The organism is Arsenicicoccus sp. UBA2120 (assembly GCF_002330965.1).
Taxonomy (GTDB): domain Bacteria; phylum Actinomycetota; class Actinomycetes; order Actinomycetales; family Dermatophilaceae; genus Arsenicicoccus; species Arsenicicoccus bolidensis.
Genome location: NZ_DCYC01000021.1, coordinates 1 through 20422, shown reverse-complemented (window position 1 = coordinate 20422; position 20422 = coordinate 1). Strand labels below are relative to the sequence as shown.

Annotated in this window: 20 protein-coding genes; 7 read left to right on the top strand and 13 right to left on the bottom strand. The window is 72.9% G+C overall.

Going from position 1 to position 20422, the window contains the following annotated elements; all coding sequences use genetic code 11:
• Positions 1 to 1028 (top strand): PQQ-dependent sugar dehydrogenase (locus tag B2P18_RS02530; protein ID WP_286955729.1); only part of this gene is annotated, 1028 nt, incomplete at its 5' end.
• Positions 1029 to 1114: 86 nt separating this feature from the next.
• On the opposite strand, the gene B2P18_RS02525 is transcribed toward B2P18_RS02530, so the two are convergent.
• From B2P18_RS02525 to B2P18_RS02505, 5 genes are all read right to left on the bottom strand, one after another.
• Positions 1115 to 1948 carry a sugar nucleotide-binding protein gene (locus tag B2P18_RS02525; protein WP_286955728.1) on the bottom strand — a complete coding sequence of 278 codons (834 nt, stop codon included), beginning with the start codon at positions 1946 to 1948 and terminating at the stop codon, positions 1115 to 1117.
• A 5-nt stretch (positions 1949 to 1953) separates the two neighbouring features.
• Complete coding sequence (locus B2P18_RS02520; RefSeq protein WP_286955727.1) at positions 1954 to 2469, bottom strand: SixA phosphatase family protein; 516 nt, start codon at positions 2467 to 2469, stop codon at positions 1954 to 1956.
• A 10-nt stretch (positions 2470 to 2479) separates the two neighbouring features.
• The gene (locus tag B2P18_RS02515; RefSeq protein ID WP_286955726.1) at positions 2480 to 4846 is read right to left on the bottom strand and encodes a glycoside hydrolase family 65 protein; all 2367 of its coding nucleotides are present in this window, start codon (positions 4844 to 4846) and stop codon (positions 2480 to 2482) included.
• A gap of 152 nt (positions 4847 to 4998) precedes the next feature.
• Positions 4999 to 7440: a YhgE/Pip domain-containing protein gene (locus tag B2P18_RS02510; RefSeq protein WP_286955725.1), complete on the bottom strand. Its 2442-nt coding sequence runs from the start codon at positions 7438 to 7440 to the stop codon at positions 4999 to 5001.
• Entirely contained in the window at positions 7437 to 8057 is a 621-nt protein-coding gene (locus B2P18_RS02505; RefSeq protein WP_019287850.1) for an ABC transporter ATP-binding protein, read from the bottom strand. Before B2P18_RS02505 ends, B2P18_RS02510 begins: the two co-directional genes overlap by 4 nt.
• Before the next feature lie 132 nt (positions 8058 to 8189).
• On the opposite strand from B2P18_RS02505, the gene B2P18_RS02500 reads away from it, so the two are divergent.
• Positions 8190 to 8843 carry a TetR/AcrR family transcriptional regulator gene (locus B2P18_RS02500; RefSeq protein ID WP_154593469.1) on the top strand — a complete coding sequence of 218 codons (654 nt, stop codon included), beginning with the start codon at positions 8190 to 8192 and terminating at the stop codon, positions 8841 to 8843.
• Between the two features lie 22 nt (positions 8844 to 8865).
• Here the strand turns inward: B2P18_RS02500 and B2P18_RS02495 are convergent, their stop codons facing one another.
• Genes B2P18_RS02495 through B2P18_RS02480 form a run of 4 tightly spaced genes read right to left on the bottom strand, consistent with a single transcriptional unit; the run spans position 8866 to position 11536 of the window.
• Positions 8866 to 9168 carry a GNAT family N-acetyltransferase gene (locus tag B2P18_RS02495; protein ID WP_019287852.1) on the bottom strand — a complete coding sequence of 101 codons (303 nt, stop codon included), beginning with the start codon at positions 9166 to 9168 and terminating at the stop codon, positions 8866 to 8868.
• A 12-nt stretch (positions 9169 to 9180) separates the two neighbouring features.
• A complete protein-coding gene (locus B2P18_RS02490) occupies positions 9181 to 10110 on the bottom strand; it encodes a 2-hydroxyacid dehydrogenase (RefSeq protein ID WP_239266207.1) in 930 nt (309 codons plus the stop codon).
• A 34-nt stretch (positions 10111 to 10144) separates the two neighbouring features.
• Positions 10145 to 10438 carry a MoaD/ThiS family protein gene (locus B2P18_RS02485; RefSeq protein ID WP_286955723.1) on the bottom strand — a complete coding sequence of 98 codons (294 nt, stop codon included), beginning with the start codon at positions 10436 to 10438 and terminating at the stop codon, positions 10145 to 10147.
• A gap of 3 nt (positions 10439 to 10441) precedes the next feature.
• Positions 10442 to 11536, bottom strand: coding sequence for a WD40/YVTN/BNR-like repeat-containing protein (locus tag B2P18_RS02480; protein ID WP_286955722.1), 1095 nt, complete (start codon positions 11534 to 11536; stop codon positions 10442 to 10444).
• 129 nt (positions 11537 to 11665) lie between these two features.
• Between B2P18_RS02480 and B2P18_RS02475 the strand changes: the two genes are divergently transcribed.
• The 5 genes from B2P18_RS02475 to B2P18_RS02460 are packed head-to-tail and all read left to right on the top strand — an operon-like array spanning position 11666 to position 15059.
• Positions 11666 to 12277 (top strand): DUF937 domain-containing protein, encoded by a 612-nt coding sequence (locus B2P18_RS02475; RefSeq protein WP_019287856.1) that lies wholly within the window; start codon positions 11666 to 11668, stop codon positions 12275 to 12277.
• 13 nt (positions 12278 to 12290) lie between these two features.
• A complete protein-coding gene (locus tag B2P18_RS18740) occupies positions 12291 to 12623 on the top strand; it encodes a hypothetical protein (protein WP_313536256.1) in 333 nt (110 codons plus the stop codon).
• Entirely contained in the window at positions 12542 to 13522 is a 981-nt protein-coding gene (locus tag B2P18_RS02470; protein WP_313536258.1) for an amidohydrolase, read from the top strand. Before B2P18_RS18740 ends, B2P18_RS02470 begins: the two co-directional genes overlap by 82 nt.
• A gap of 4 nt (positions 13523 to 13526) precedes the next feature.
• The gene (locus B2P18_RS02465) at positions 13527 to 13946 is read left to right on the top strand and encodes a hypothetical protein (protein ID WP_286955721.1); all 420 of its coding nucleotides are present in this window, start codon (positions 13527 to 13529) and stop codon (positions 13944 to 13946) included.
• 3 nt (positions 13947 to 13949) lie between these two features.
• Entirely contained in the window at positions 13950 to 15059 is a 1110-nt protein-coding gene (locus tag B2P18_RS02460; protein WP_286955730.1) for an MFS transporter, read from the top strand.
• Positions 15060 to 15215: 156 nt separating this feature from the next.
• On the opposite strand, the gene gatB is transcribed toward B2P18_RS02460, so the two are convergent.
• The 4 genes from gatB to putP are packed head-to-tail and all read right to left on the bottom strand — an operon-like array spanning position 15216 to position 20138.
• On the bottom strand, positions 15216 to 16724 hold the full coding sequence (gatB, locus tag B2P18_RS02455; protein ID WP_286955720.1) for an Asp-tRNA(Asn)/Glu-tRNA(Gln) amidotransferase subunit GatB: 1509 nt from the start codon (positions 16722 to 16724) through the stop codon (positions 15216 to 15218).
• Positions 16725 to 16727: 3 nt separating this feature from the next.
• On the bottom strand, positions 16728 to 18293 hold the full coding sequence (gene gatA, locus B2P18_RS02450; protein WP_286955719.1) for an Asp-tRNA(Asn)/Glu-tRNA(Gln) amidotransferase subunit GatA: 1566 nt from the start codon (positions 18291 to 18293) through the stop codon (positions 16728 to 16730).
• A gap of 5 nt (positions 18294 to 18298) precedes the next feature.
• The gene (gene gatC, locus B2P18_RS02445) at positions 18299 to 18595 is read right to left on the bottom strand and encodes an Asp-tRNA(Asn)/Glu-tRNA(Gln) amidotransferase subunit GatC (protein ID WP_029212234.1); all 297 of its coding nucleotides are present in this window, start codon (positions 18593 to 18595) and stop codon (positions 18299 to 18301) included.
• 43 nt (positions 18596 to 18638) lie between these two features.
• Positions 18639 to 20138 (bottom strand): sodium/proline symporter PutP, encoded by a 1500-nt coding sequence (gene putP / locus B2P18_RS02440; RefSeq protein WP_286955718.1) that lies wholly within the window; start codon positions 20136 to 20138, stop codon positions 18639 to 18641.
• Positions 20139 to 20422: the final 284 nt, after the last annotated feature.

The window sequence follows — 20422 nt, the reverse complement described above, 5'->3', positions numbered from 1 at the left end:
CGTCCGGCTCGGCGACCTCGGGCGCCACCACGCCCACCGCCACCAGCCCCGTCGAGGTGGCGACCGGGCTCGACGTGCCGTGGGGGCTGGCCTTCCTGCCCGACGGCTCCGCGCTGGTCACGCTCCGGGACGAGGGGCGGGTGCTCCGGGTCCGCGAGGGCGCCCAGCCGGTCGAGGTGGGCCGCGTCGACGGGGTCGAGGCCAACGGCGAGGGCGGCCTGCTCGGGATCGCCGTCTCGCGCGAGTTCGCCACGGACCGAAGGGTCTTCGTCTATCACACCACCGGCGAGGACAACCGGGTGGCCAGGCTCCGCCTGGAGGGCGACCGCCTGGTGCCGGAGCGCGTCATCCTGTCGGGCATCCCCTCGGGCGGGATCCACAACGGCGGCCGGATCAAGGTCGGCCCGGACGGGATGCTCTGGGTGCCGACCGGGGACGCCTCCGAGCGTGACCAGGCTCCGGACCCGTCCTCCCTCGGGGGCAAGATCCTGCGGGTCACCGCCGACGGCGCCCCCGCCCCCGGCAACCCGGACGCCTCGTCCCCGGTGTGGTCGCGCGGCCACCGCAACGTGCAGGGCCTGGCCTGGGACCGCGAGCAGCGGCTGTGGGCCACGGAGTTCGGGCAGAACACCTGGGACGAGCTCAACCTGATCGAGAAGGGCCGGGACTACGGCTGGCCGACGGTGGAGGGCCGTGGACAAGGCACCGCGGGGGGCGGCGACGCGCGCTACACGGACCCGCTGGTGGTCTGGAGCACCGACCAGGCCTCCCCCAGCGGGCTCGCCATCGGCGTCGACGGCGCGGCCTACGTCGCCGCCCTGATGGGCGAGCGGCTGTGGCGAGTCCCCTTGCAGGGCAGCACGACCGGTGAGCCTCAGGCGTTGCTGCAGGGGACCTACGGCCGGCTGCGGACGGTCGAGCGTGGCCCCGACGGGCGGCTGTGGATCATCACCAGCAACACCTTCCGCGGGGACGAGCGGGACGGCGACGACCGCATCGTGATCCTCCCCGCGTCGACCGGGCGCTGACCCCCGCCTCGACGGGACGCTGACCACCTGCGCGCGAGGCGAGCCACGACGGGCCCGTCAGCCGGAGCCCACCGCGACGGGGCCCGTCAGCCGGAGGCCTCCGCTGCGAGCGCCTCGTCGACCGGGCGGATCCTGGTGCGCAGCAGGGACGTCGCCAGGGTCGAGTCGAGACGCACGCAGGCCGGTCCGGGCGCGTCGCCGCGGGGATGCGCCGGCAGCGACGCCGGGTCCAGCCCCTCGTGGCGCGCGACCACGAGACCGAGCTCGTGGCGGCTCAGCGCCTGCGGCCCGGCGACGTGCAGCAGGCCCGGCGCCGCGTCGGTCCTGACAGCCAGCTCCACCAGGGCGGCGGACAGGTCGAGGACGTGGACGGGACAACGGATCTCGTCCTCCCGGAGCGCCCCCTGCCCCGCCGCGACGGCGTGCACCAGGGCGTGGTGCTTGCTGCCGGCGCCGACGACCAGAGAGGTGCGGACGACCACCGCGTCGTCGAGCGCGGCGGCCACGGCGGCCTCGCAGGCGGCCTTCGCCGCGGCATACGGCGTGGTGGGGGCGGGAGGGACGGTCTCGTCCGACCAGGCCTCGCGGCTCGGCAGGACGAGATCGCTGGACAGGGCGACCAGGCGCGCCCCGACCCGGCTGCAGGCGCGCACGACGTGGACCGTGCCGAGGGTCGTCGTGGCCCAGTCCTGCTGGTCGTATGCCGTGTGCACGACCGCGTCGGGGCGGACGGTCTCGAGGCAGCGGCGGACCTCGGCGCCGTCCCTCACGTCGAGCCGGACGCCGCCGGGGCCGTCGCCGCCCGGACCGTCGCCGCCCGGGTTGCGGGAGGCGGCGACCACGTCGTGGCCTGCGGCCCGCGCCACCCGCACGACGTGGCGGCCGACCCACCCCGTGCCGCCGGTCACGAGCAGCCGCACGTCGATCAGTCCTGGCGGACGACCACGTCGACGAGGTCGGCGGTGGCCGCCCCCACGTCGAGCCAGTCCCCCTCGACCTCGAAGCGGCACAGCGTGGTGGTCGGGAACCCGCGGTCGAGGGCCTCGGCCATGTCCCGCGGGCCGTCCTCGGAGGCGATGGTGTTGGCGAGGGCGGGGATGCCCGGGGCGTGCCCGAGCACGAGCACGGTGCGGGCCTCGTCGGGCAGGTGCGTCAGCAGGGCGAGCAGCTCGTCGAGGCCGGCGTCGTAGACCTCGTCCGACAGGTCCACCGACGCCGCCTGCGCGCCTCCCTCGGTCGCCGCCTCCCAGGTCTGGCGCGTGCGCGTCGCGCTCGAGACGACCGCGAGGTCCAGGCCACCGACGTGCTCGGCGAGCCAGCGTCCCGCTGCGCGCGAGTCGTCGCGACCCCGGCTCGTGAGCGTGCGGGCGTGGTCGGCGCCCCCGCCGTGGGTGGCCTCGGAGTGACGCATCAGCAGCAGGGTGCGGGAGGTGTCCGTCATACGGCCATGATCACGCATTAGCGACGTCGCGGGGCGACCGGCCGACCGGCTGGCGCGGCGCGGACAGCAGCGGCTCGACCGAGCGGCGGGGCACGACGGCCGGCTCCGCGGGCGTGATCGTGACCTCCTCGCCGTAGAGGACGACGTCGAGGGAGTCGACGCCCGCCACGCTGACCGTGACCACGTCGCCCGCGTGCACCTCGATGCGGGCGTCGCGCCACAGGAACCTGAAGCGATAGCCCCGCAGCCCGTCGGGCAGCCGCGGGGACAGCTGGACGAGCGGGCCGTCCTCGCGCAGGCCGCCGAGGCCCGCGGTGAGCGCCAGCCAGGCCCCGGCCAGGGAGGCCAGGTGCAGGCCCTGCTCGGTGTTGCCCTGCAGGTCGTGCAGGTCCACCTGGGCGGCCTCGCGCAGGTAGTCCAGACCCAGCCCGAGGTGGCCGGCCTGGATGCACACCACCGACTGGATCCCCGCCGAGAGGGAGGAGTCGCGGACCGTGCGGGCCTCGTAGTAGTCGAGGTCGCGGGCGATCTGCTCGTCGGTGAAGTCGTCCCCGCACCACCACAGGGCGTGGACGAGGTCGGCCTGCTTGACCACCTGGTGGCGATAGATCTGGACGTAGGGCGCGTGCTCCTGCACGGGATAGCGGTCGCCCCAGGACTCGAAGTCCCACTCGTCGTACTCCGTGAAGCTCTCGCACTGCGGGTGGACCCCGAGGTGCTCGTCGTAGAGGACGTGGACGGCCTCGGCCGCCCGGGACCAGTCCGCGAGCTCGTCGCTGCTGACGCCCAGCTCGCGCGCCCGGTCGGGATGACGTCCGCACGAGGCGACCGCAGCCCGCAGGTTGCGAGCCGCCATGAGGTTGGTGAAGACGTTGTCGTCGACGGCAGCGGTGTACTCGTCCGGGCCGGTGAGCCCGTAGAGGTGCCAGTGCCCCTGACGGTCGGTGTGCCCCAACGAGATCCAGAGCCGGGCCGTCTCGACCAGCACCTCGACGCCGTGGGCCCGCTCGAACTGCAGCTCGCCCCAGACGTGGCGGTAGAGGTCGAAGGCGCGGGCGATGTCGGCGTTGACGTGCATCGCCGCGGTCCCGGCCGGCCAGTAGCCCGAGGCCTCGTGCCCGTCGATCGTGCGCCACGGGAAGGACGCGCCCCGCAGCCCGAGCTGCTCCGCGCGCTCGCGGGCGGCGCCGATGGTCGAGGACCGCCAGCGCAGGATCTGGTGGGCCGCGCGCGGGGCGACCATCGTCAGCGTCGGCACGACGAATCCCTCGATGTCCCAGAAGGTGTGGCCGCTGTAGCCGCCACCGGTCAGCCCCTTGGCGCCGATCGGGGCGTCCTCGATCAGCGCGCTGGACTGGTAGACCTGGAAGAGGGCGTAGCGCAGGGCCTGCTGCAGCTCGTCGTCCCCGTCGATCTCCAGGTGCACGTCGTCCCAGAACGCGTCGAGGTGCTCCCGGTTGCCCGCGACCAGCTGCTCCCACCCGAGGTCGTGCCCGACCGCCAGGTGGGCGCGCACGTGGTCACCGAGCACGCCGTCGGGGCGGTCCCCGTCGCGCACGTAGGCCAGCAGCTTGAGCATCGTCAGACGCTCCCCCGCCTCGAGCTCGACGACCGTGGTGGTGCGGACGTGGTCCTCGTCGACGACGACCCGCGGGTGCACCCGCTCGACCCGGCCGTCCGCGCGCGCGACCGTCACCACGTGGTCGCAGCCGGACCCGACCTGCACGCCGCTGCGGATGGTCTCGTGGACGAGGACACCACCGTCCCCGCACTCGGTGCGGCGCAGGCCGCGATAGGGCTTGCGCAGCGCCGCGGCGACCTGCGGGTCGTCGTTGTCGATGATCGGCTCGGTGTCGTTGGCGGCGAGGTCGGACTGCACGACCAGGCGCACCGGCCCCTCGACCGCCTCGACCTCGTAGCGCACGGCCGCCAGCGAGCGCTCCACCAGCGACGTCAGCCGCCCCGTCGTGACCCGGACGCGCTCGCCCTTGGGTGCGCTCCAGTCCAGCTCGCGCGTGAGGGTGCCGCTGCGCATGTCCAGCACCCGGCGGTGCTCGCGGACCGTGCCGGCCGTGATGTCCAGGGGTGCGTCGCCGACGAGCAGCCGGACCCGCATGCCGTCGGGGACGTTGATCAGCGCCTGGCCCTGGTCGGGGTCGCCGTAGCCCTTCTCGGGGTAGGACAGGGGGAAGGTCTCGTGGACGCCGCTGACGAAGACGCCGGTCTCGAACGCCGGGTCGCCCTCCTCCAGCGCACCGCGCAGGCCGATGACGCCGTTGGAGACGGTCAGGAGCGCCTCGGTCAGCCCCAGGCGCTGCGGGTCGACGTCCTCCTCGACGAGGCACCACGGATCGATGGCGAACGGGCTGGCCGGCATGGGGGGCTCCTGCTGGGGGCTGAGGGGCGTGGGCTGAGGGGGCGAGCGGTGGGGTGCGGGTCGACCGGAGGTGGGTGGGTCCGGTCCTGGCTACAGCGTGCCGGACCCACCCGGAGTTTCGGGGGCTTGCCCCGGTCTCGCACCCGACCGGGTCAGAGCACCAGGTCCGGCTTGATCCTGGCCGGGGTCCAGATGCGGGCCCGGTGCGCCGCCCAGCCCGCGGCCACCAGGGCGACCCCGAGGTATGCCGCCAGCACGGCGACGTCGAGGGCGACGAAGGCCATGCGGCCGCCATACATCAGGTGGCGCAGCCCGTCGATGGCGTAGGTCATGGGCAGGACCTGGTGCAGCGCCTGCAGGGGCCCGGGCAGGGTCTGCCAGGGGAAGGTCCCGCCCGCCGAGACGAGCTGCACGACCAGGAGCACGAGCCCGACGAACTTGCCGACCGCGCCGAACCGGGCGGTGAGCGCGTGCAGGATCGCGGCATACGTGATGGAGACGAAGGCCATGAACCCGATGGCCCACACGGGGTGCTCGACGTGGAAGCCCAGCCCCTCGAGGACCAACCAGAAGAGCAGGAAGGACTGGCCCGCGGCGAGCAGCGCCGGCGTCATCCAGCCGCTCACCGCGACCCGCCAGGCCGGCTGCTGCGCGGCGAGAGCGCGGTTGGACAGGGCCTTGACCAGCAGGAACAGGACGTAGGCGCCGATCCATAGGGCGAGGCTCACGAAGAACGGGGCGAGCCCGGCGCCATAGTTCGCGGCCTCGGCGGGGTTGCTCGCCTGGACGGCGAGCGGGTTGCCAACCGTCTGCGCGGCGGCCTCGCGCTGCTGCTGGGTGTAGGCGGGCACCTGCTTGACGCCCGCGGCCAGCTGGTCGTGCAGCGTCTGGGCGCCCTGCTGGGCCTTGGTCGCGCCGTCGCGGAGCTGCCCCGCGCCGGTGGCCAGCTGCTGAGCCCCGTCGACGGCCTTGTCCTCGCCCGTGGCCAGGGTGTGGGCGCCGGTGGCGAGGGTGCCGAGGCCGGAGCTCAGGCGCCTGGCGCCGTCGTCCAGCGTGGTGCTGCCCGCATGGGCCGCGGCGATCCCGTCGTGCAGCTGGGCGGAGCCGGCGGCGAGCGTGTCGGCACCGTCGGCGACCCGGCCGGCGCCGGTGGCCGCCTTGGTGGCTCCGGCCGACAGGGTGGTGGCACCCGTGGCGAGCCTGCCCGTCCCGGCCTGCAGCTCGCCCAGCTTGTTGGCGAGGGTGGCGCTGCCCGACGTGAGCTGGTCGGCACCGGCCGCGACCTGCTTGGACCCCTCGGCGAGGGTCGTGAGCTTGCCGGACGCGCTGGTCACGGTGGCCGAGGCTTCGTCGAGAGCCGAGTCGAGGGCCGCCAGGTCGCGGTCAGCGGTCGTGAGGCGGGTCTGCAGGGCGTCGTGGATGCGCTGCAGGCGCGCCCGGGCCGGGTCATCCTGAGGGAGAGCGTCGATCGCGGAGCCGAGGTCCTGCACCTGCTGGGTCAGTCCGTCGACCTGCTGCTGGACCTCGCCCTGGTGCTGCTTGCGGGCCCGGTCGATCTGCGCGGCCCCGTCCTTGGCGAGCCTGCCCGCCTCGGCGACCTTGGCGTTGCTGTCGGCGACCTGGTGGGCGCCGGCCGCGACCTTGGCCGCACCGGTGTGCAGCGTGTCCGCGCCGGCCTTGAGCTGTCCGGCTCCCGTGGAGGCAGCGGTGGCGCCGGACGCGAGCTGGGTCGCACCCTTGGCGAGGGCGGCGTTGCCGTCGGCGACCTGACGAGCGCCGGACGCCAGCTGGGCGGTCTGGCCGGGCAGGTCAGCGGTCTTGCTGTCCAGCGTCGCCAGCCCGTCGTCGAGCTGCCCGGCCCCGTCGGCGAGCGCCGACGCACCGGAGCGGGCCGAGTCCGCCCCACTGGCCAGGCGGTTCGCCCCGTCCCGCAGCTGGACCGCACCGTCGCGCAGCGACGAGGCTCCGGTGGACAGCCGTCCCGCCCCGTCACCCAGCTGCCCCACGCCCGTCGCGAGCTGCCCCGCGCCGTCGACGGCCTGCTGCATCTTGCCGTGGATGGTGCTCATCCCGTCGAGCAGCTGGGCCGCGGCGGTCGAGCTGACCTGAGAGGCGACCGACTTCGTGACCTCGGCGACCACGTTGTTGGAGATCGTGCGGGCCAGGTAGCCGTTGGTGTCGTTGGTGTACTGCTCCAGGTGGGCCTGCCGCGGCGAGGTGGAGCCCGCCGACGCCAGGTCGGCCGAGAACCCCGCCGGGATGATCAGCGCGAAGTCGTAGTGCTCCTCGTCGACGCCCTTGACGGCGTCGGCCCGGGAGACGCGGTGCCAGTCGAAGGTCTTGCCGTCGACGAGGGTCGTGGCGACCTTGTCGCCCACCGCCATGCGCTCGCCCGAGGCCAGCGTGGTCCCGGCGTCCTCCACCACGACGGCGGCGGGGATGTCGCGCAGGTTGGCATAGGGGTCCCGGTTGGCATAGAGGTACAGACCGGCATACAGGGTCGGTATGACGAGCATGGCGGCGAGCGCGAGGCGCAGCAGCGGCCCGCTGGTCAGGCGTCGCAGCTCGGCCATGGCCAGGCGATGGACTCTCATGCGGACACTCCCAGCTCGTAGGTGCTCTCGAGGCCGAGGAGACGGACGCTCGAGTGCGTCGCCAGCACCACGACGACCAGGCCCTGGTCGGCGAGGACCTGGGCGGTGCCGTGCCACGCGTGCGGAGACCCGCCCCACCGGTCCGGGCCGGTCAGCACGACGGCGGTGACGTCCTCGCGCTGCGCGGAGATCTCGGCCAGCCAGCGGACGTGCTCGGCGGGCTCGAGGGACTCCCACCGCTGCGAGGAGCGCTCCTCGGCGCCACGCTCGCGCAGGAAGGCGCGGATATCGGCGCGCCGGGAGGGGAGGCCGGCGAGGGCCAGCTCCTCCCCCACGACGACCTCGACGGGCAGGCCGGGCTCGGGCTCGGTCACGCCGGGGACGTCGACGAGGGCGACGCGGCGGCGCCGGACGTGCGGCTCCGGGTCGCCGTTGCACGTGATGCTCCCGTCGTCGAGACGGACGCGGCCTCCGAGGGCCAGGGCGAGGGTGGTGGCGGCCGGCCCCGGGTCACCGGCGACGAGCGTCACCTCTCCCTTGCGGGCGGCCAGCGAGGTGGGCAGGAGCAGCGGGCCGTGGGGCCCGTCGACGGCTGCTGCGCGGGCGATGAGCGCCATGACGCGTTGCTCCTTGGTGCCCGGGATCGACCGGGCTCGGGTCGTCCTGCGGGGAGGACTGGGGACATCTTCTGATACACCAGCGTATCCGGGTTCATTCCCGTATTCAATTCATAGGTGTATCGTGAGGGCATGACCACTCGCAGTGATGCCCCGCCGCGGTCCGCACGTCGCGAGGCCACCCGTCAGCGGATCCTCGCCGCGGCGTCCCAGGCATTCGCGGAGCGGGGGTTCCACGGCACGAGCGTCGAGGACGTCTGCGACCGTGCGGGATTCACGCGCGGGGCGTTCTACTCCAACTTCGCGTCCCGAGACGAGCTGGTGGTCGAGCTCGTCGCGCAGCGCACCGCCCGGCTGCGTGACCGCGTCCGCGAGCTGTCGGAGGAGGACGACCTCACGCCACGCGAGCTGCTGCACGGGGTGCTGACCCTGTGGTCCGACCAGCCCGGCGAGCGCCAGCAGTGGTTGCTGCTGCAGACCGAGCTCATGCTGCACGCCATCCGCGACCCCGAGGCGGGGGCGGCCTGGCGCGAGGTCGTCGCCCGCGGCCATCAGGAGACGGCGGCCACGCTGGAGGGCTACCTGCGGCGGCACGGCATACGGCTGCCGGTCAGCAGCCTGGAGCTCGCCCGGTTGCTCTTCGCGGCCTTTCAGGGGGGCGCCCTGCAGCACCTGCTGGACCCGGCCCAGGTCGGCCCGGACGACCTCGAGAACCATCTGGTGGCGGTGCTGGAGGCGGCGCTGACCCGGGACGACGACACCGACGGCACGGCATCACCCGCCTGATCCACCCGGCTCGGCGGACCGGTCAGGCCCGCAGGTCGGCGTACTCCGGGTGCTTGTCGAGGTAGGCCGCCACGAAGGAGCAGAGCGGCCGCACGACCAGACCCCGAGCGCGCACGTCCTCGAGCAGCCCCTGGACGAGGGCCGAGCCGACCCCCTGCCCGCCGAAGGCGGGGTCCACCTCCGTGTGCGGCACGACGACCACCCCACTCCCACCGGCCTCGTCACCCTCGACGTAGGCGTCGGCGAAGCCCGCGAGCTCGCCGTCCAGCCGCACCTCGTAGCGGTGCCGGCTGTCCTCGCGGGTCACGGTGATGTGCTCAGCCATGCGGACAGTGTCTCACCGCGCGATCTCCACGACATTGTCGAAGGGCTCGCCCGACGCGATGTGGTGCAGCTGTCGGCGGACGAGATCGCTCGCGCGGCGCCAGAACCCGTGCGCCAGACCGCCGACGTGCGGCGCGATCAGGACCCCGGGGGTGGACCACAGCGGGTGACCGTCGGGCAGCGGCTCCGGGTCGACGACGTCCAGGGCGGCGCGCACGTGCCCCGACCGCGTCGCGGCGACGAGGGCGTCGGTGTCGACGACGCGCCCGCGGGCGACGTTGACCAGGAGCGCCCCCTCGCGCATCGAGGCCAGGAAGTCGGCGTCCACCAGCCGGTCGGTGGCGTCCGTGTGCGGGACGATGAGGATGATCACGTCCTGGCGCGGCACGAGGGCGTCGAGCTCGTCGATGCCGTGCACCCGCTCGACGAGGTCGTCGCCCTCGCGGGCCCGGCTCGCCACCACGGTGATCTCGGGCTCGAACGCCTGCAGGCGGCGCACGATGGCCTGGCCGATGTCGCCGTAGCCGACCACCAGGACGCGCTGGTCGGCCAGCCCGGGCTCGAAGTGCTTGTCCTGCCAGTGCTGCTCGCGGTGTCCCTCGAGCATCCAGGGGACGCCGCGCTGCGCGGCCAGCGTCAGCGTGAGGGCCAGCTCGGAGGTGCCGGCAGCGTGGACGCCGCGGGCGTTGAGCAGCGTCGCCCCGTCGGGGACGAAGGGGATGGCGTGCTCGTAGCCCGCCGACAGCAGCTGGAAGGCGCGCAGCCGCGGCAGCTCGGCGAGACGCTCGAAGCCGTCGGCGGACAGGGTGTAGGGCGCGACGACGAGCTCCACCTCGTCGGCCCGCGGGCAAGGACCCGTGAGGTCCCACGGGATCATCTCGATGCCGGGCACGGGGCCCACGCGGTCGATCCAGTCCTGGTCGGCAAGGGTCACGAGGGTCATGCCCTCACCGTATGTCGTGCCGCCCCAGGCTCGCTCACCCGCCCGAGACGGCGGACAGGACGATGACGGTGGCCCCGTCACGCAGCGTGGTGCGCGTGCCCGCGTCGCGCTTGACGTCGTGGCCGTCGGCGAACGCGTTGACGTGCCGGCGCAGCTCACCCGTCTCGTCGCGGATCTTGCTCTCCACCAGCGGAAGTGGCGCGGGTGAGGAACGCAGCGCGTCCAGGGCGGCGGCGAGGTCGGCCCCGTCGGCGAGCTCGAGCGCCACCTCGGGCGGGGCGCCCACCATGGCCTGCAGCGGCGCCGGGAGGCGGATCAGGACGCGCACGGCTCAGTCCTCCACGGTGGCCGCACGCACGCAGAGCACGTCCGGCAGCTGGGTCGCCACCAGCGCGAATCCCTCACCCTCGTCGGCGGATCCGTAGACGTCGCCGTTGCGCGTCCCGACATACAGGCCCATCGGCGAGCCCTGGTCGGTGCCGGCCGCGTCCCGCAGGACGCAGGTGAAGGTCGGGTCCGGCAGGCCCGCGCTCTGCTCGCGCCAGGTGCGGCCGCCGTCGTCGGTGCGCTGCAGCTGGAGGCGTCGCTCGGGCGGGAAGCGCACCCCGTCGGACTCGACGGGGACGAGCCACGCCCGCCCCGCGTGCCCCGGCTGGGTCAGGACGGCGAAGCCGAAGTTGGTGGGCAGGCCCTCCTCGATCGAGGTCCAGGAGCGACCGTCGTCGTCGGAGCGGTAGACGCCCAGGTGGTTCTGGGCGTAGAGGACCTCGGGGTCGGCCCCGTCGCGGGCGACCTTGTGGACGCACTGGTTGAACTCCGGGTAGGGATCGGGGCCGTAGGAGTCCTTGATGCCGACGTTGGCGGCCGACCAGGTGTCGCCGCCGTCCTCGGTGCGATAGACGCCGCCCGTGCTCATCGCGACGACCATGCGGCCCGCCTCGGTGGGGTGCGGCAGGACGGTGTGGATCGCGCCGCCGCCGAAGCCCTCGCCCCAGTGCGGCCGGTGCGGGTGCTCCCACAGGCCACGGACGAGCTCAAAGGTGCGGCCCGCGTCGCTGCTGCGCCACAGCGCCTGCGGCTCGGTGCCCGCCCACACGACGTCCTCGTCGAGGGGGTCGGCCACGAGCTGCCACACCCGCTTGAGCGCGACGCCCGTGTCCTCGGGGAACCGGATGGCGTCCGGCGACTCCGGCTCGAAGGTCCGGCCGAGGTCGTGGGAGACCCCGACATACGGCCCCCAGTGCCAGGAGTGGCTGCCGACCAGCAGGGTGGTCCGGCCCGCCCGCTGGTCGAAGGCGACGGACGGGACCTCCTGCATCGGCAGGAGGGGGCCCTGGACGTCCCAGGTGCGTCGGTCGTCGCCCCCCGCGCTGGTGGCGACGAAGAGGCCCTTGCGGGTGCCGATGGCGACGACGGTTCGTGTCATGACGCCATGTTCACACCGTTCACATCGATGCGCAAGAGGCAGCCGGCCCGCCCCGCGCGCAGACCGTGCCTGTCGTGCCTGTCGTAGGTTGGCGGTGAACCGATCGAACCCCAACCTCCAGGAGTCACCATGCCCGCCGTCGACGAGATCCTGCGCACCCTGCCCGTGGCCGACCTCGCCCGTCAGCTCGACGCCCGGCCCGAGGAGGTGCAGCACGCCGCCGCGGCGGTGCTCCCCGCCCTGCTCGGCGGCCTGCAGGCCAACGCGACCGACCCCGCCGGCGCCCGGTCCATCTCCGAGGCCCTCGGCCAGCACGACCCCCAGCTCGTCGACGGCCGCGTCGACCTCGGCGCCGTCGACACCCGCGACGGCGAGGCGATCGCCGCCCACATCTTCGGCGGCAACCAGGAGCGGGTCGCCCAGCAGCTCGGGGGCCTGCAGGGCGTCGGCGGGCCGCTCGTCCAGCGGCTCATCCCGATCCTCGCCCCGATCGTCATGTCCTGGCTCGCCAAGCAGGTCCTCGGCCAGGCGGGGGCGGGCGGCAGCCTCGGCCAGGCGCAGGGCGGCCCCGTGGGCGGCACCGTCCTCGACGACATCCTCGGGTCGGTGCTGGGTTCCGCGGCGGGCCAGACCGGGACCAGCCCCCGCGACGACGTCGACCGCCGCGAGGCGCAGGGCTTCGACACGGGCACGATCATCCGCGACGTGCTGGGTGGCCTGCTCGGCGGCGGACGTCGCTGAGGAGGCGGGCACCATGACGGACGACGACACCACCGGGGCCATCGCTCCGGCCACGGCAGCAGCCCGTGAGGTCCTGTCCGACCTCCCCCGCACCATGCGGTGGCAGGAGGACCTCTACCAGGACCTGCACCGCCACCCCGAGCTGTCCCTGCAGGAGACCCGCACCAACCGGATCATCGCCGACCGGCTGGCCCACTGGGGCTACGACGTCCTCGAGGCCGGGGCGGCGTCGTGGGGGTGCTGCGCAACGGTGACGGTCCGTGCGTGCTGTTCCGCGCCGACACCGACGCCCTGCCCGTCCAGGAGGACACGGGGCTCCCCTACTCCTCCACCGTCGACGGCGTGATGCACGCCTGCGGCCACGACCTGCACATCACCTGGGCGCTCGGTGCCGCGCAGCTCCTCGCCACCCACCAGGGCGCCTGGTCCGGCACCTACGTGGCGCTCTTCCAGCCGGCGGAGGAGACCGCCGAGGGAGCCCGCGCCATGGTCGACGCCGGGCTCGTGGACCGCGTGCCCCGACCGGACGTCGCCCTCGGCCAGCACGTCATGCCGGCCCGCGCCGGCCTCGTCAGCTCGGCCTCGGGTCCGCGGTTGTCGGCCGCTGACTCGCTGCGGGTCACCGTCCACGGCACGGGGTCGCACGGGTCGATGCCGCACCTCGGGGTCGACCCGGTGGTCGTCGCGGCGGCCATCGTCCTGCGCCTGCAGACGGTGGTGTCGCGGGAGATCGCGCCGGCGGACTTCGGTGTGGTGACCGTGGGTTCGCTCCAGGCCGGCGCCAAGAGCAATGTCATCCCCGATCGCGCCGTGCTGCTCCTCAACGTCCGCAGCTACGACGAGGCGGTGCGGGAGCGCATCCTGGCCGCCGTGGAGCGGATCGTCCGCGGCGAGTGCGACGCGGGCGGCTGCCCCCGCCCCCCGACCATCGAGTACTACGACCAGTTCCCGCTCACGACCAACGACGTCGCCGTGACGGACGTGGTGAGCGCGGCCTTCGCGGGGCACTTCGGCCAGGATCGCGTCGCCGAGCTCGCCCCGCTGACCGGCAGCGAGGACTTCAGCATCGTGCCCGACGCGTTCGGGATCCCCTACACCTTCTGGACGATCGGCGGCTTCCCGGCGGACGCCCCTCCGGTCCCCAACCACAACCCCCGGTTCGCCCCGGTGCTGCACCCCACCCTGGAGACCGGCACGGAGGCCGCCGTCACGGCGGTCCTGGCCTATCTCGCGACCGGCGGCTGAGCCCATGAGCAGCCCCCAGGCTCCCCGCCGGCACGCCGACCGCACCACCCCGGCCGAGGCTCGCGGCAACGACCGGCTGCTCGCGGGCCTGGTCCTCGCCGTCCTGACCTTCTGGTTGTTCGCCGGGTCCGCCGGGTCGGTCGCGCCGGCCATCATGCGCGACATCAACGGCCCGTATGCCGACGCCGCCCGCCGCACCTGGACCGACCCCCTGCTCGGCAACGACGCCATGAACCTCGCCGTAGCCCTCACGGCGCTCTTCTCCGGCATGTTCATCGTCGTGCTCGGCGGGGTGGCCGACCGGGTGGGCCGGTTCCGGGTGCTGCTGATCGGTCTGGTCCTCAGCGTCGTCGGGTCGGCCTGCCTGATCCTCGCCGCCGGCGCGCTCGCCGCACCGCTCGTGCTCGTGGGGCGTGCGGTGTAGGGCCTGTCCGCCGCGTGCGTCCTGCCCACGACGCTGGGTCTGGTGCGCGCGTGCTGGGACGGGGCCGCCCGCCAGCGCGCGGTGTCGATGTGGTCGATCGCGTCGTTCGGCGGTTCCGGGCTCGCGTCCCTCGTGGGCGGGTTCACGGTCACCTACGTCGGGTGGCGCTGGATCTACGCCGTCTCCATCGTCGTGGCCGTGGCCGCAGCCCTGCTGCTGCGGGGCCAGGGCGAGTCCAAGGTCGTCTCCTCCACGCCCTTCCACCTGGACGTGCCGGGCATCGCGACCTTCGCGGCGTCGATGCTCTCGCTGATGGTCGTGACGACCTTCGGGGCCAAGATCGGCTGGACGTCGCCGATCACGCTGGCCCTGGCCGCCGTCGCGATCGTCGGCCTGGTCCTCACCGTGGTGATCGAGGGCCGGGTCCGGCAGCCCTTCGTGGACCTGCGGCTCTTTCGCAACCGCATGTTCTCCGGCGCCACGCTGGCCAACTTCCTGCTCAACACGTCCATCGGCATGCTCATCGTCACCCAGCAGCTCCTCCAGGTCGCCGGCGGCATGAAACCCCTGGACGCGGGCCTGCTGACCCTCGGCTACGCCATCACCGTCATCGCGTTCATGCGCGTCGGCGAGCGGCTGCTGCGTCGCTACGGCGCCAAGAAGCCGATGCTGTGGGGCACCGGGTTGCTCGTGCTGGCCGGCTGCGCCTTCCTGCCCACCAACCTGCTGCTCTCGCAGTACCGCCTGACGGCGATCCTCGGCTACACGCTGATGGGGCTGGGGCTGGCCTGCTTCGGCACGCCCGCGACCGACGCCGCGCTCTCCAACCTCCCGGTCGAGCAGAGCGGGGCCGGGGCCGGGATCTACAAGATGGCGTCGTCCCTGGGGTCGGCGATCGGCACCGCCACCTCGCTCGCACTGTTCACCGCCGGATCCAGCTCGCCCCCACGGGTGATCGGCTCGGTCCTCGTGCCGCTCGGTCGCCAGGACAACGTCGGTCTGCGCCAGGGCGCGGACGTCGCCCTGCTGTTCAACATCAGCCTGCTGCTGCTGTCCGCCGTGGTCATCTGGGTGGTCGTCCCCTCCCACGACCGCTCCACCCAGACGTCCTAGCCGTATGACGACGCCGTGGCCGCCCTCGCGTGAGGGCGGCCACGGCGGCATACGGCAGGAGCAGCGGGCAGATCAGCCTGACGTGGTCACATCAGCCGGCCTTGGTCACACCGGCCTGGCGTGCGAAGCCCGGCCGATGTGACTACCTGGGGCAGGTCACTGGCACTTGGCCATGATCAGCTCGCGGACCTTGCCGGCGTCGGCCTGGCCCTTCATGGCCTTCATGACCTGACCGATCAGGGCACCGGCGGCCTGGACCTTGCCGTCCTTGATCTTGGCGACGATGTCGGCGTTGCGGCCGAGCACCTCGTCCACGGCCGCCTCGAGCGCCGAGTCGTCCTGCACCAGCTCGAGACCGCGGGCGTCGGCCACCTCGCGGGGCGAGCCCTCGCCGGCCAGGACGCCCTCCATGACCTGACGGGCCATCGAGTCGTTGAGCCGACCGTCGCGGACCAGGCCGTCCAGCTCGGCGACGTGCTCCGGCGTGACGCCCATGTCGGCGAGGTCGCGGACCTGGTCGTTGGCGCGGCGGGACACCTCGCCCATCCACCACTTGCGGGCGGCGGCGGGTGTGGCGCCGGCGGCGACGGAGGCCTCGATCAGCTCGACGGCGCCGGCGTTGACGACGTCGCGCATCTCCAGGTCGGAGTAGCCCCACTCCCCCTGCAGCCGCTTGCGGCGCTGCCCGGGAGGCTCGGGCAGGGTGGTCCGCAGCTCCTCGACCCACTCGCGGCTCGGGGCGACGGGCACCAGGTCGGGCTCGGGGAAGTAGCGGTAGTCCTCGGCGTCGGACTTCTCTCGCCCCGAGGTCGTGACCCCGGTGTCCTCGTGCCAGTGCCGCGTCTCCTGCAGGATCGTGCCGCCGGACGACAGGATCGCGCCGTGCCGGGTCATCTCGTAGCGCACGGCCCGCTCGACCGACCGCAGCGAGTTGACGTTCTTGGTCTCGGTGCGGGTGCCGAGCTGTGTCGACCCCTTGGGCATCAGCGAGACGTTGGCGTCACAGCGCATCGAGCCCTGCTCCATGCGCGCGTCGCTCACGTCGAGCGCCCGCATGAGGTCACGGATCGCCGAGACATAGGCCTTGGCGACCTCCGGCATACGCTCCCCGGCACCGACCACTGGCTTGGTGACGATCTCGATCAGGGGGATCCCCGCCCGGTTGTAGTCGAGCAGCGAGTAGTCGGCGCCGTGGATGCGACCGGTCGCGCCGCCCATGTGCAGCGACTTGCCGGTGTCCTCCTCCATGTGCGCCCGCTCGATCTCGACCCGCCAGGTCGTGCCGTCCTCGAGCTCCACGTCCAGGTAGCCGTCGAACGCGATGGGCTCGTCGTACTGCGAGGTCTGGAAGTTCTTGGGCATGTCCGGGTAGAAGTAGTTCTTGCGCGCGAACCGGCACCACTGCGCGATCTCGCAGTTGAGCGCCAGGCCGATCCGGATCGCCGACTCGACGCCCTTGGCGTTGACGACGGGCAGGGCTCCGGGCAGGCCGAGGCAGACCGGGCACACCTGGGTGTTGGGCTCGGCGCCGAACTCCGTGGCGCAGGAGCAGAACATCTTGGTCGCGGTGCTCAGCTCGACGTGGACCTCAAGGCCCATCACCGGGTCGAAGCGCTCGAGCACCTCGTCGTAGTCGAGGACGGGCTCGACGTGCGTGGTGGCCATGGGTCAGCCGTCCTTCCGCGTCTCGGAGGTCTGGTCGGGCGTGCCGGGGGCAGGCGTCGCGGCTCCCAGGTCGGGCGCGTTGGCGAGCAGCGGCTCGCCCCAGGCGTCCTCGAGGGTGCGCTCGACGTAGGCCGCCACGCGGTACAGCCGGTCGTCGGCCATGGCCGGCGCGAGCACCTGCAGCCCCACGGGCAGGTCGTCCTCGGGCGCGAGCCCCACGGGCACCGACATGCCGGGGATGCCGGCGAGGTTGGCGGGGATGGTCGCGACGTCGTTGAGGTACATCGCCATCGGGTCGTCGAGCTTGTCCCCCAGGCGGAAGGCCGTGGTGGGCATCGTCGGGGAGATGAGCACGTCGCACTGCTCGAAGGCCGCCTCGAAGTCGCGCGCGATGAGCGTGCGGACCTTTTGCGCCTGGCCGTAGTAGGCCTCGTAGTAGCCGCTGGACAGGGCGTAGGTGCCGAGGATGATGCGGCGCTTGACCTCGTCGCCGAAGCCCGCCTCGCGGGAGGCCGCCATCACCTGCTCGGCGCTCGGCGCCTCGACCCCGGTCGGCGCGACGCGCAGGCCGTAGCGCATGGCGTCGAACTTGGCCAGGTTGGAGGACGCCTCGCTCGGGAGGATGAGGTAGTAGGCGCCGAGGGCGTAGTCGAAGTGCGGGCAGGAGACCTCGACGATCTCGGCGCCACCGGCGCGGAGCAGCTCGACGGTCTCGTCGAAGCGCTGCTGGACCCCGGCCTGGTAGCCCTCGCCGGTGAGCTCGCGGACGATGCCGATGCGCAGGCCGGACACGTCGCCGCTGCGGGCGGCCTCGACCACCGGGGGAACCGGCTGGTCGATGGACGTCGAGTCGCGGGGGTCGTGCCCGCCCATGAGCTCGTGCAGCAGGGCGGTGTCGAGGACGGTGCGGGCGCAGGGCCCCGCCTGGTCGAGGGACGAGGCGAGGGCGACGAGGCCGTAGCGGGACACCCCGCCGTAGGTCGGCTTGGCGCCGACGGTGCCGGTCAGGGACGCAGGCTGGCGGATCGAGCCGCCGGTGTCGGTGCCGGTCGCCAGCGGCGCCTGGAAGGACGCGACGACGGCGCTGGAGCCGCCGCCGGAGCCGCCGGGGGTGCGCTCGAGGTCCCACGGGTTGTGCGAGGGGCCGTAGGCCGAGTGCTCGGTGGACGACCCCATCGCGAACTCGTCCATGTTGGTCTTGCCGAGGATCGGCATGCGGGCGGCCTTGATCTTGGTGACGACCGTGGCGTCGTAGGGCGGGACCCAGCCCTCGAGGACCTTGGAGCCGCACGTGGTCGGCAGGCCCGTCGTGGTCATGACGTCCTTGACGGCGATCGGCACGCCCGCCAGGGGGTGCAGCTGCTCGCCGGCGGCGCGGGCCTCGTCGACCTCGCGCGCGGTGGCGAGGGCGCCGTCGGCGTCGACGTGCAGGTAGGACCGGACGGCCCCGTCGACGGCGGCGATGCGGTCGAGGTGGGCCTGCGTCAGCTCGACGGAGGTGAAGTCACGCGCCGCGAGACCCTCGGCCATCTGGGCAGCGGTGAGTCGGGTGAGGTCGGTGGTCGGCATACGGATCAGTCCTCGCTCAGGATGCGCGGCACCTGGAACCGGTCGAGCTCCTGCGCCGGCGCACCGGACAGGGCCTGCTCGCGGGTCAGGCCGGGGCGGACCTCGTCGGGCCGGGTCACGTTGGTCAGGGGCATCGGGTGCGACATCGGCGGGATGTCGTCGGCGGCAACCTCGCCGACCTGGGCCACCGAGTCGAGGATGACGGCCAGCTCCCCGGCCATCGTGTCGAGCTCGGCGTCCGTCATCTCGATGCGCGCGAGATTGGCCAGGTGCGCGACCTGGTCGCGGGACAGGGAAGACATGCTCGCCAGTCTAGTGGCGCGCGCCCGGGCCCCTTGCCCACGCTCAGCCCTCCGCCGCCGCCTCCTCGCGGCGGACCTGACGCACCGTCTCGTCGAACTCGACGCGGATCTCCTCGTCGTGGTGGTGGGTCAGCAGGCTGACCACGACGGCGACGAGGAGGTTGCCGATGAAGCCCGGCAGGATCTCGTAGTAGTCGAAGATCCCCCCGCTCCTGGCGGCCCACAGCCACACGAGCAGGGCCCCGACCACCATGCCGGCGAGTGCACCCTTGGCCGTGAGCTTGCGCCAGAACAGCGCGAGCAGGACCGTCGGGCCGAACGCCGCGCCGAAGCCCGCCCACGCGAACGCCACGAGCTTGAGGATCGGCGACGTGGTCGACCACGCCAGGGCGGCGGCGATGAGCGAGATGGTGAGGACACCCAGGCGGCCGAGCAGCACGTATGACGCGTCCGACCCCTCGCGGCGCCCGATCACCTTGTAGAGGTCCTCCACCAGCGCCGACGACGTGACGAGCAGCTGGGAGGAGACGGTGCTCATGATCGCGGCGAGCACGGCGGCGAGCATGAACCCGGCGATGATGGGGTGGAACAGGATCTGGCCCATGGCGATGTAGACGGTCTCGGGGTTGGAGATCTTGAGGGCGGGGTTCTGCTGGAAGTAGGCCACGCCGACGAGGGCGGTGGCGATGGCCCCGAGGCAGGACAGCATCATCCAGCCGACGCCGATGCGCCGACCCTGCTTGGTCTCCTCGACCGAGCGGATGGCCATGAACCGCACGATGATGTGCGGCTGACCGAAGTAGCCGAGGCCCCAGGCCAGCGAGCTGATGACGCCGACCGTGGTCGCGCCGGTGACCATGGAGAGCGCGTCGGGGTTGACCGCCCGGATCGAGCGCGCTGCCTCCGCCGGGCCGCCCACGGCGAACAGGCCGATGATCGGGACGGCGATGAGCGCGCAGAACATCATCACGCCCTGCACGAAGTCGGTGTAGCTCACCGCGAGGAAGCCTCCGAACAGGGTGTAGGCCACGGTCACGGCCGTGATGAGCAGCATCCCGACGTGGTACTCCATGCCGAAGGACTGCTTCATGAAGACGCCGCTCGCGACCATGCCGGACGAGACGTAGAAGGTGAAGAAGACCAGGATGATGACGCCGGAGACGATCCGGAGCATCCGGGACTTGTCGCGCAGGCGGTTCTCGAGGAAGCTCGGGATGGTGATCGAGTCGCTGGCCACCTTGGTGTAGGCCCGCAGCCGGGGGGCCACGAACTTCCAGTTGAGCCAGGCGCCCACGGTCAGGCCGACGGCGATCCAGGCCTCGACCAGCCCGGTGGCGTAGATCGCGCCGGGCAGACCCATGAGCAGCCAGCCCGACATGTCGGCGGCACCGGCGGACAGGGCGGTCACGGCGGGGCCGAGGCCACGGCCGCCGAGCATGTAGTCCCCCAGACCGACGGTGCGCCGGTAGGCCCAGTAGCCGATGTAGATCATGCCGATCAGGTAGATCACCATCGAGATGATCTGCCAGGTCTGGTCACTCATGGTCGTGACATCCGTTCACCCTCAGGGCGCCCGCTGGTGGCAGACGCCGTTGCGCATGAGTATGCCGCCGATCGGGTGACGACTCGGACGCCGCACAGGCGACGTGGCCGGATCGTGACGCTGACCTCAGTCGTGCTCCCGGCGCTCCCGGCACTCTCGGCGCGGGTGGCTGCCGACGGGTCCCCAGATGGAGGGGATCAGGGGTGGGGGCGTGGTGGTGTGCTGACTGCCGTCGGGGTAGCGGTAGGTGATCGCTGGTGGCCGGTCCCAGCCGGTGTCGTCTG

Bases quoted from the DNA above. Each gene is read 5' to 3' on its own strand.
- B2P18_RS02520 (WP_286955727.1), bottom strand. From the start codon at position 2,469: ATGACGGACACCTCCCGCACCCTGCTGCTGATGCGTCACTCCGAGGCC.
- B2P18_RS02515 (WP_286955726.1), bottom strand. From the start codon at position 4,846: ATGCCGGCCAGCCCGTTCGCCATCGATCCGTGGTGCCTCGTCGAGGAG.
- B2P18_RS02510 (WP_286955725.1), bottom strand. From the start codon at position 7,440: ATGAGAGTCCATCGCCTGGCCATGGCCGAGCTGCGACGCCTGACCAGC.
- B2P18_RS02505 (WP_019287850.1), bottom strand. From the start codon at position 8,057: ATGGCGCTCATCGCCCGCGCAGCAGCCGTCGACGGGCCCCACGGCCCG.
- B2P18_RS02500 (WP_154593469.1), top strand. From the start codon at position 8,190: ATGACCACTCGCAGTGATGCCCCGCCGCGGTCCGCACGTCGCGAGGCC.
- B2P18_RS02495 (WP_019287852.1), bottom strand. From the start codon at position 9,168: ATGGCTGAGCACATCACCGTGACCCGCGAGGACAGCCGGCACCGCTAC.
- B2P18_RS02490 (WP_239266207.1), bottom strand. From the start codon at position 10,110: ATGACCCTCGTGACCCTTGCCGACCAGGACTGGATCGACCGCGTGGGC.
- B2P18_RS02480 (WP_286955722.1), bottom strand. From the start codon at position 11,536: ATGACACGAACCGTCGTCGCCATCGGCACCCGCAAGGGCCTCTTCGTC.
- B2P18_RS02475 (WP_019287856.1), top strand. From the start codon at position 11,666: ATGCCCGCCGTCGACGAGATCCTGCGCACCCTGCCCGTGGCCGACCTC.
- B2P18_RS18740 (WP_313536256.1), top strand. From the start codon at position 12,291: ATGACGGACGACGACACCACCGGGGCCATCGCTCCGGCCACGGCAGCA.
- B2P18_RS02465 (WP_286955721.1), top strand. From the start codon at position 13,527: ATGAGCAGCCCCCAGGCTCCCCGCCGGCACGCCGACCGCACCACCCCG.
- gatB (WP_286955720.1), bottom strand. From the start codon at position 16,724: ATGGCCACCACGCACGTCGAGCCCGTCCTCGACTACGACGAGGTGCTC.
- gatA (WP_286955719.1), bottom strand. From the start codon at position 18,293: ATGCCGACCACCGACCTCACCCGACTCACCGCTGCCCAGATGGCCGAG.
- gatC (WP_029212234.1), bottom strand. From the start codon at position 18,595: ATGTCTTCCCTGTCCCGCGACCAGGTCGCGCACCTGGCCAATCTCGCG.
- putP (WP_286955718.1), bottom strand. From the start codon at position 20,138: ATGAGTGACCAGACCTGGCAGATCATCTCGATGGTGATCTACCTGATC.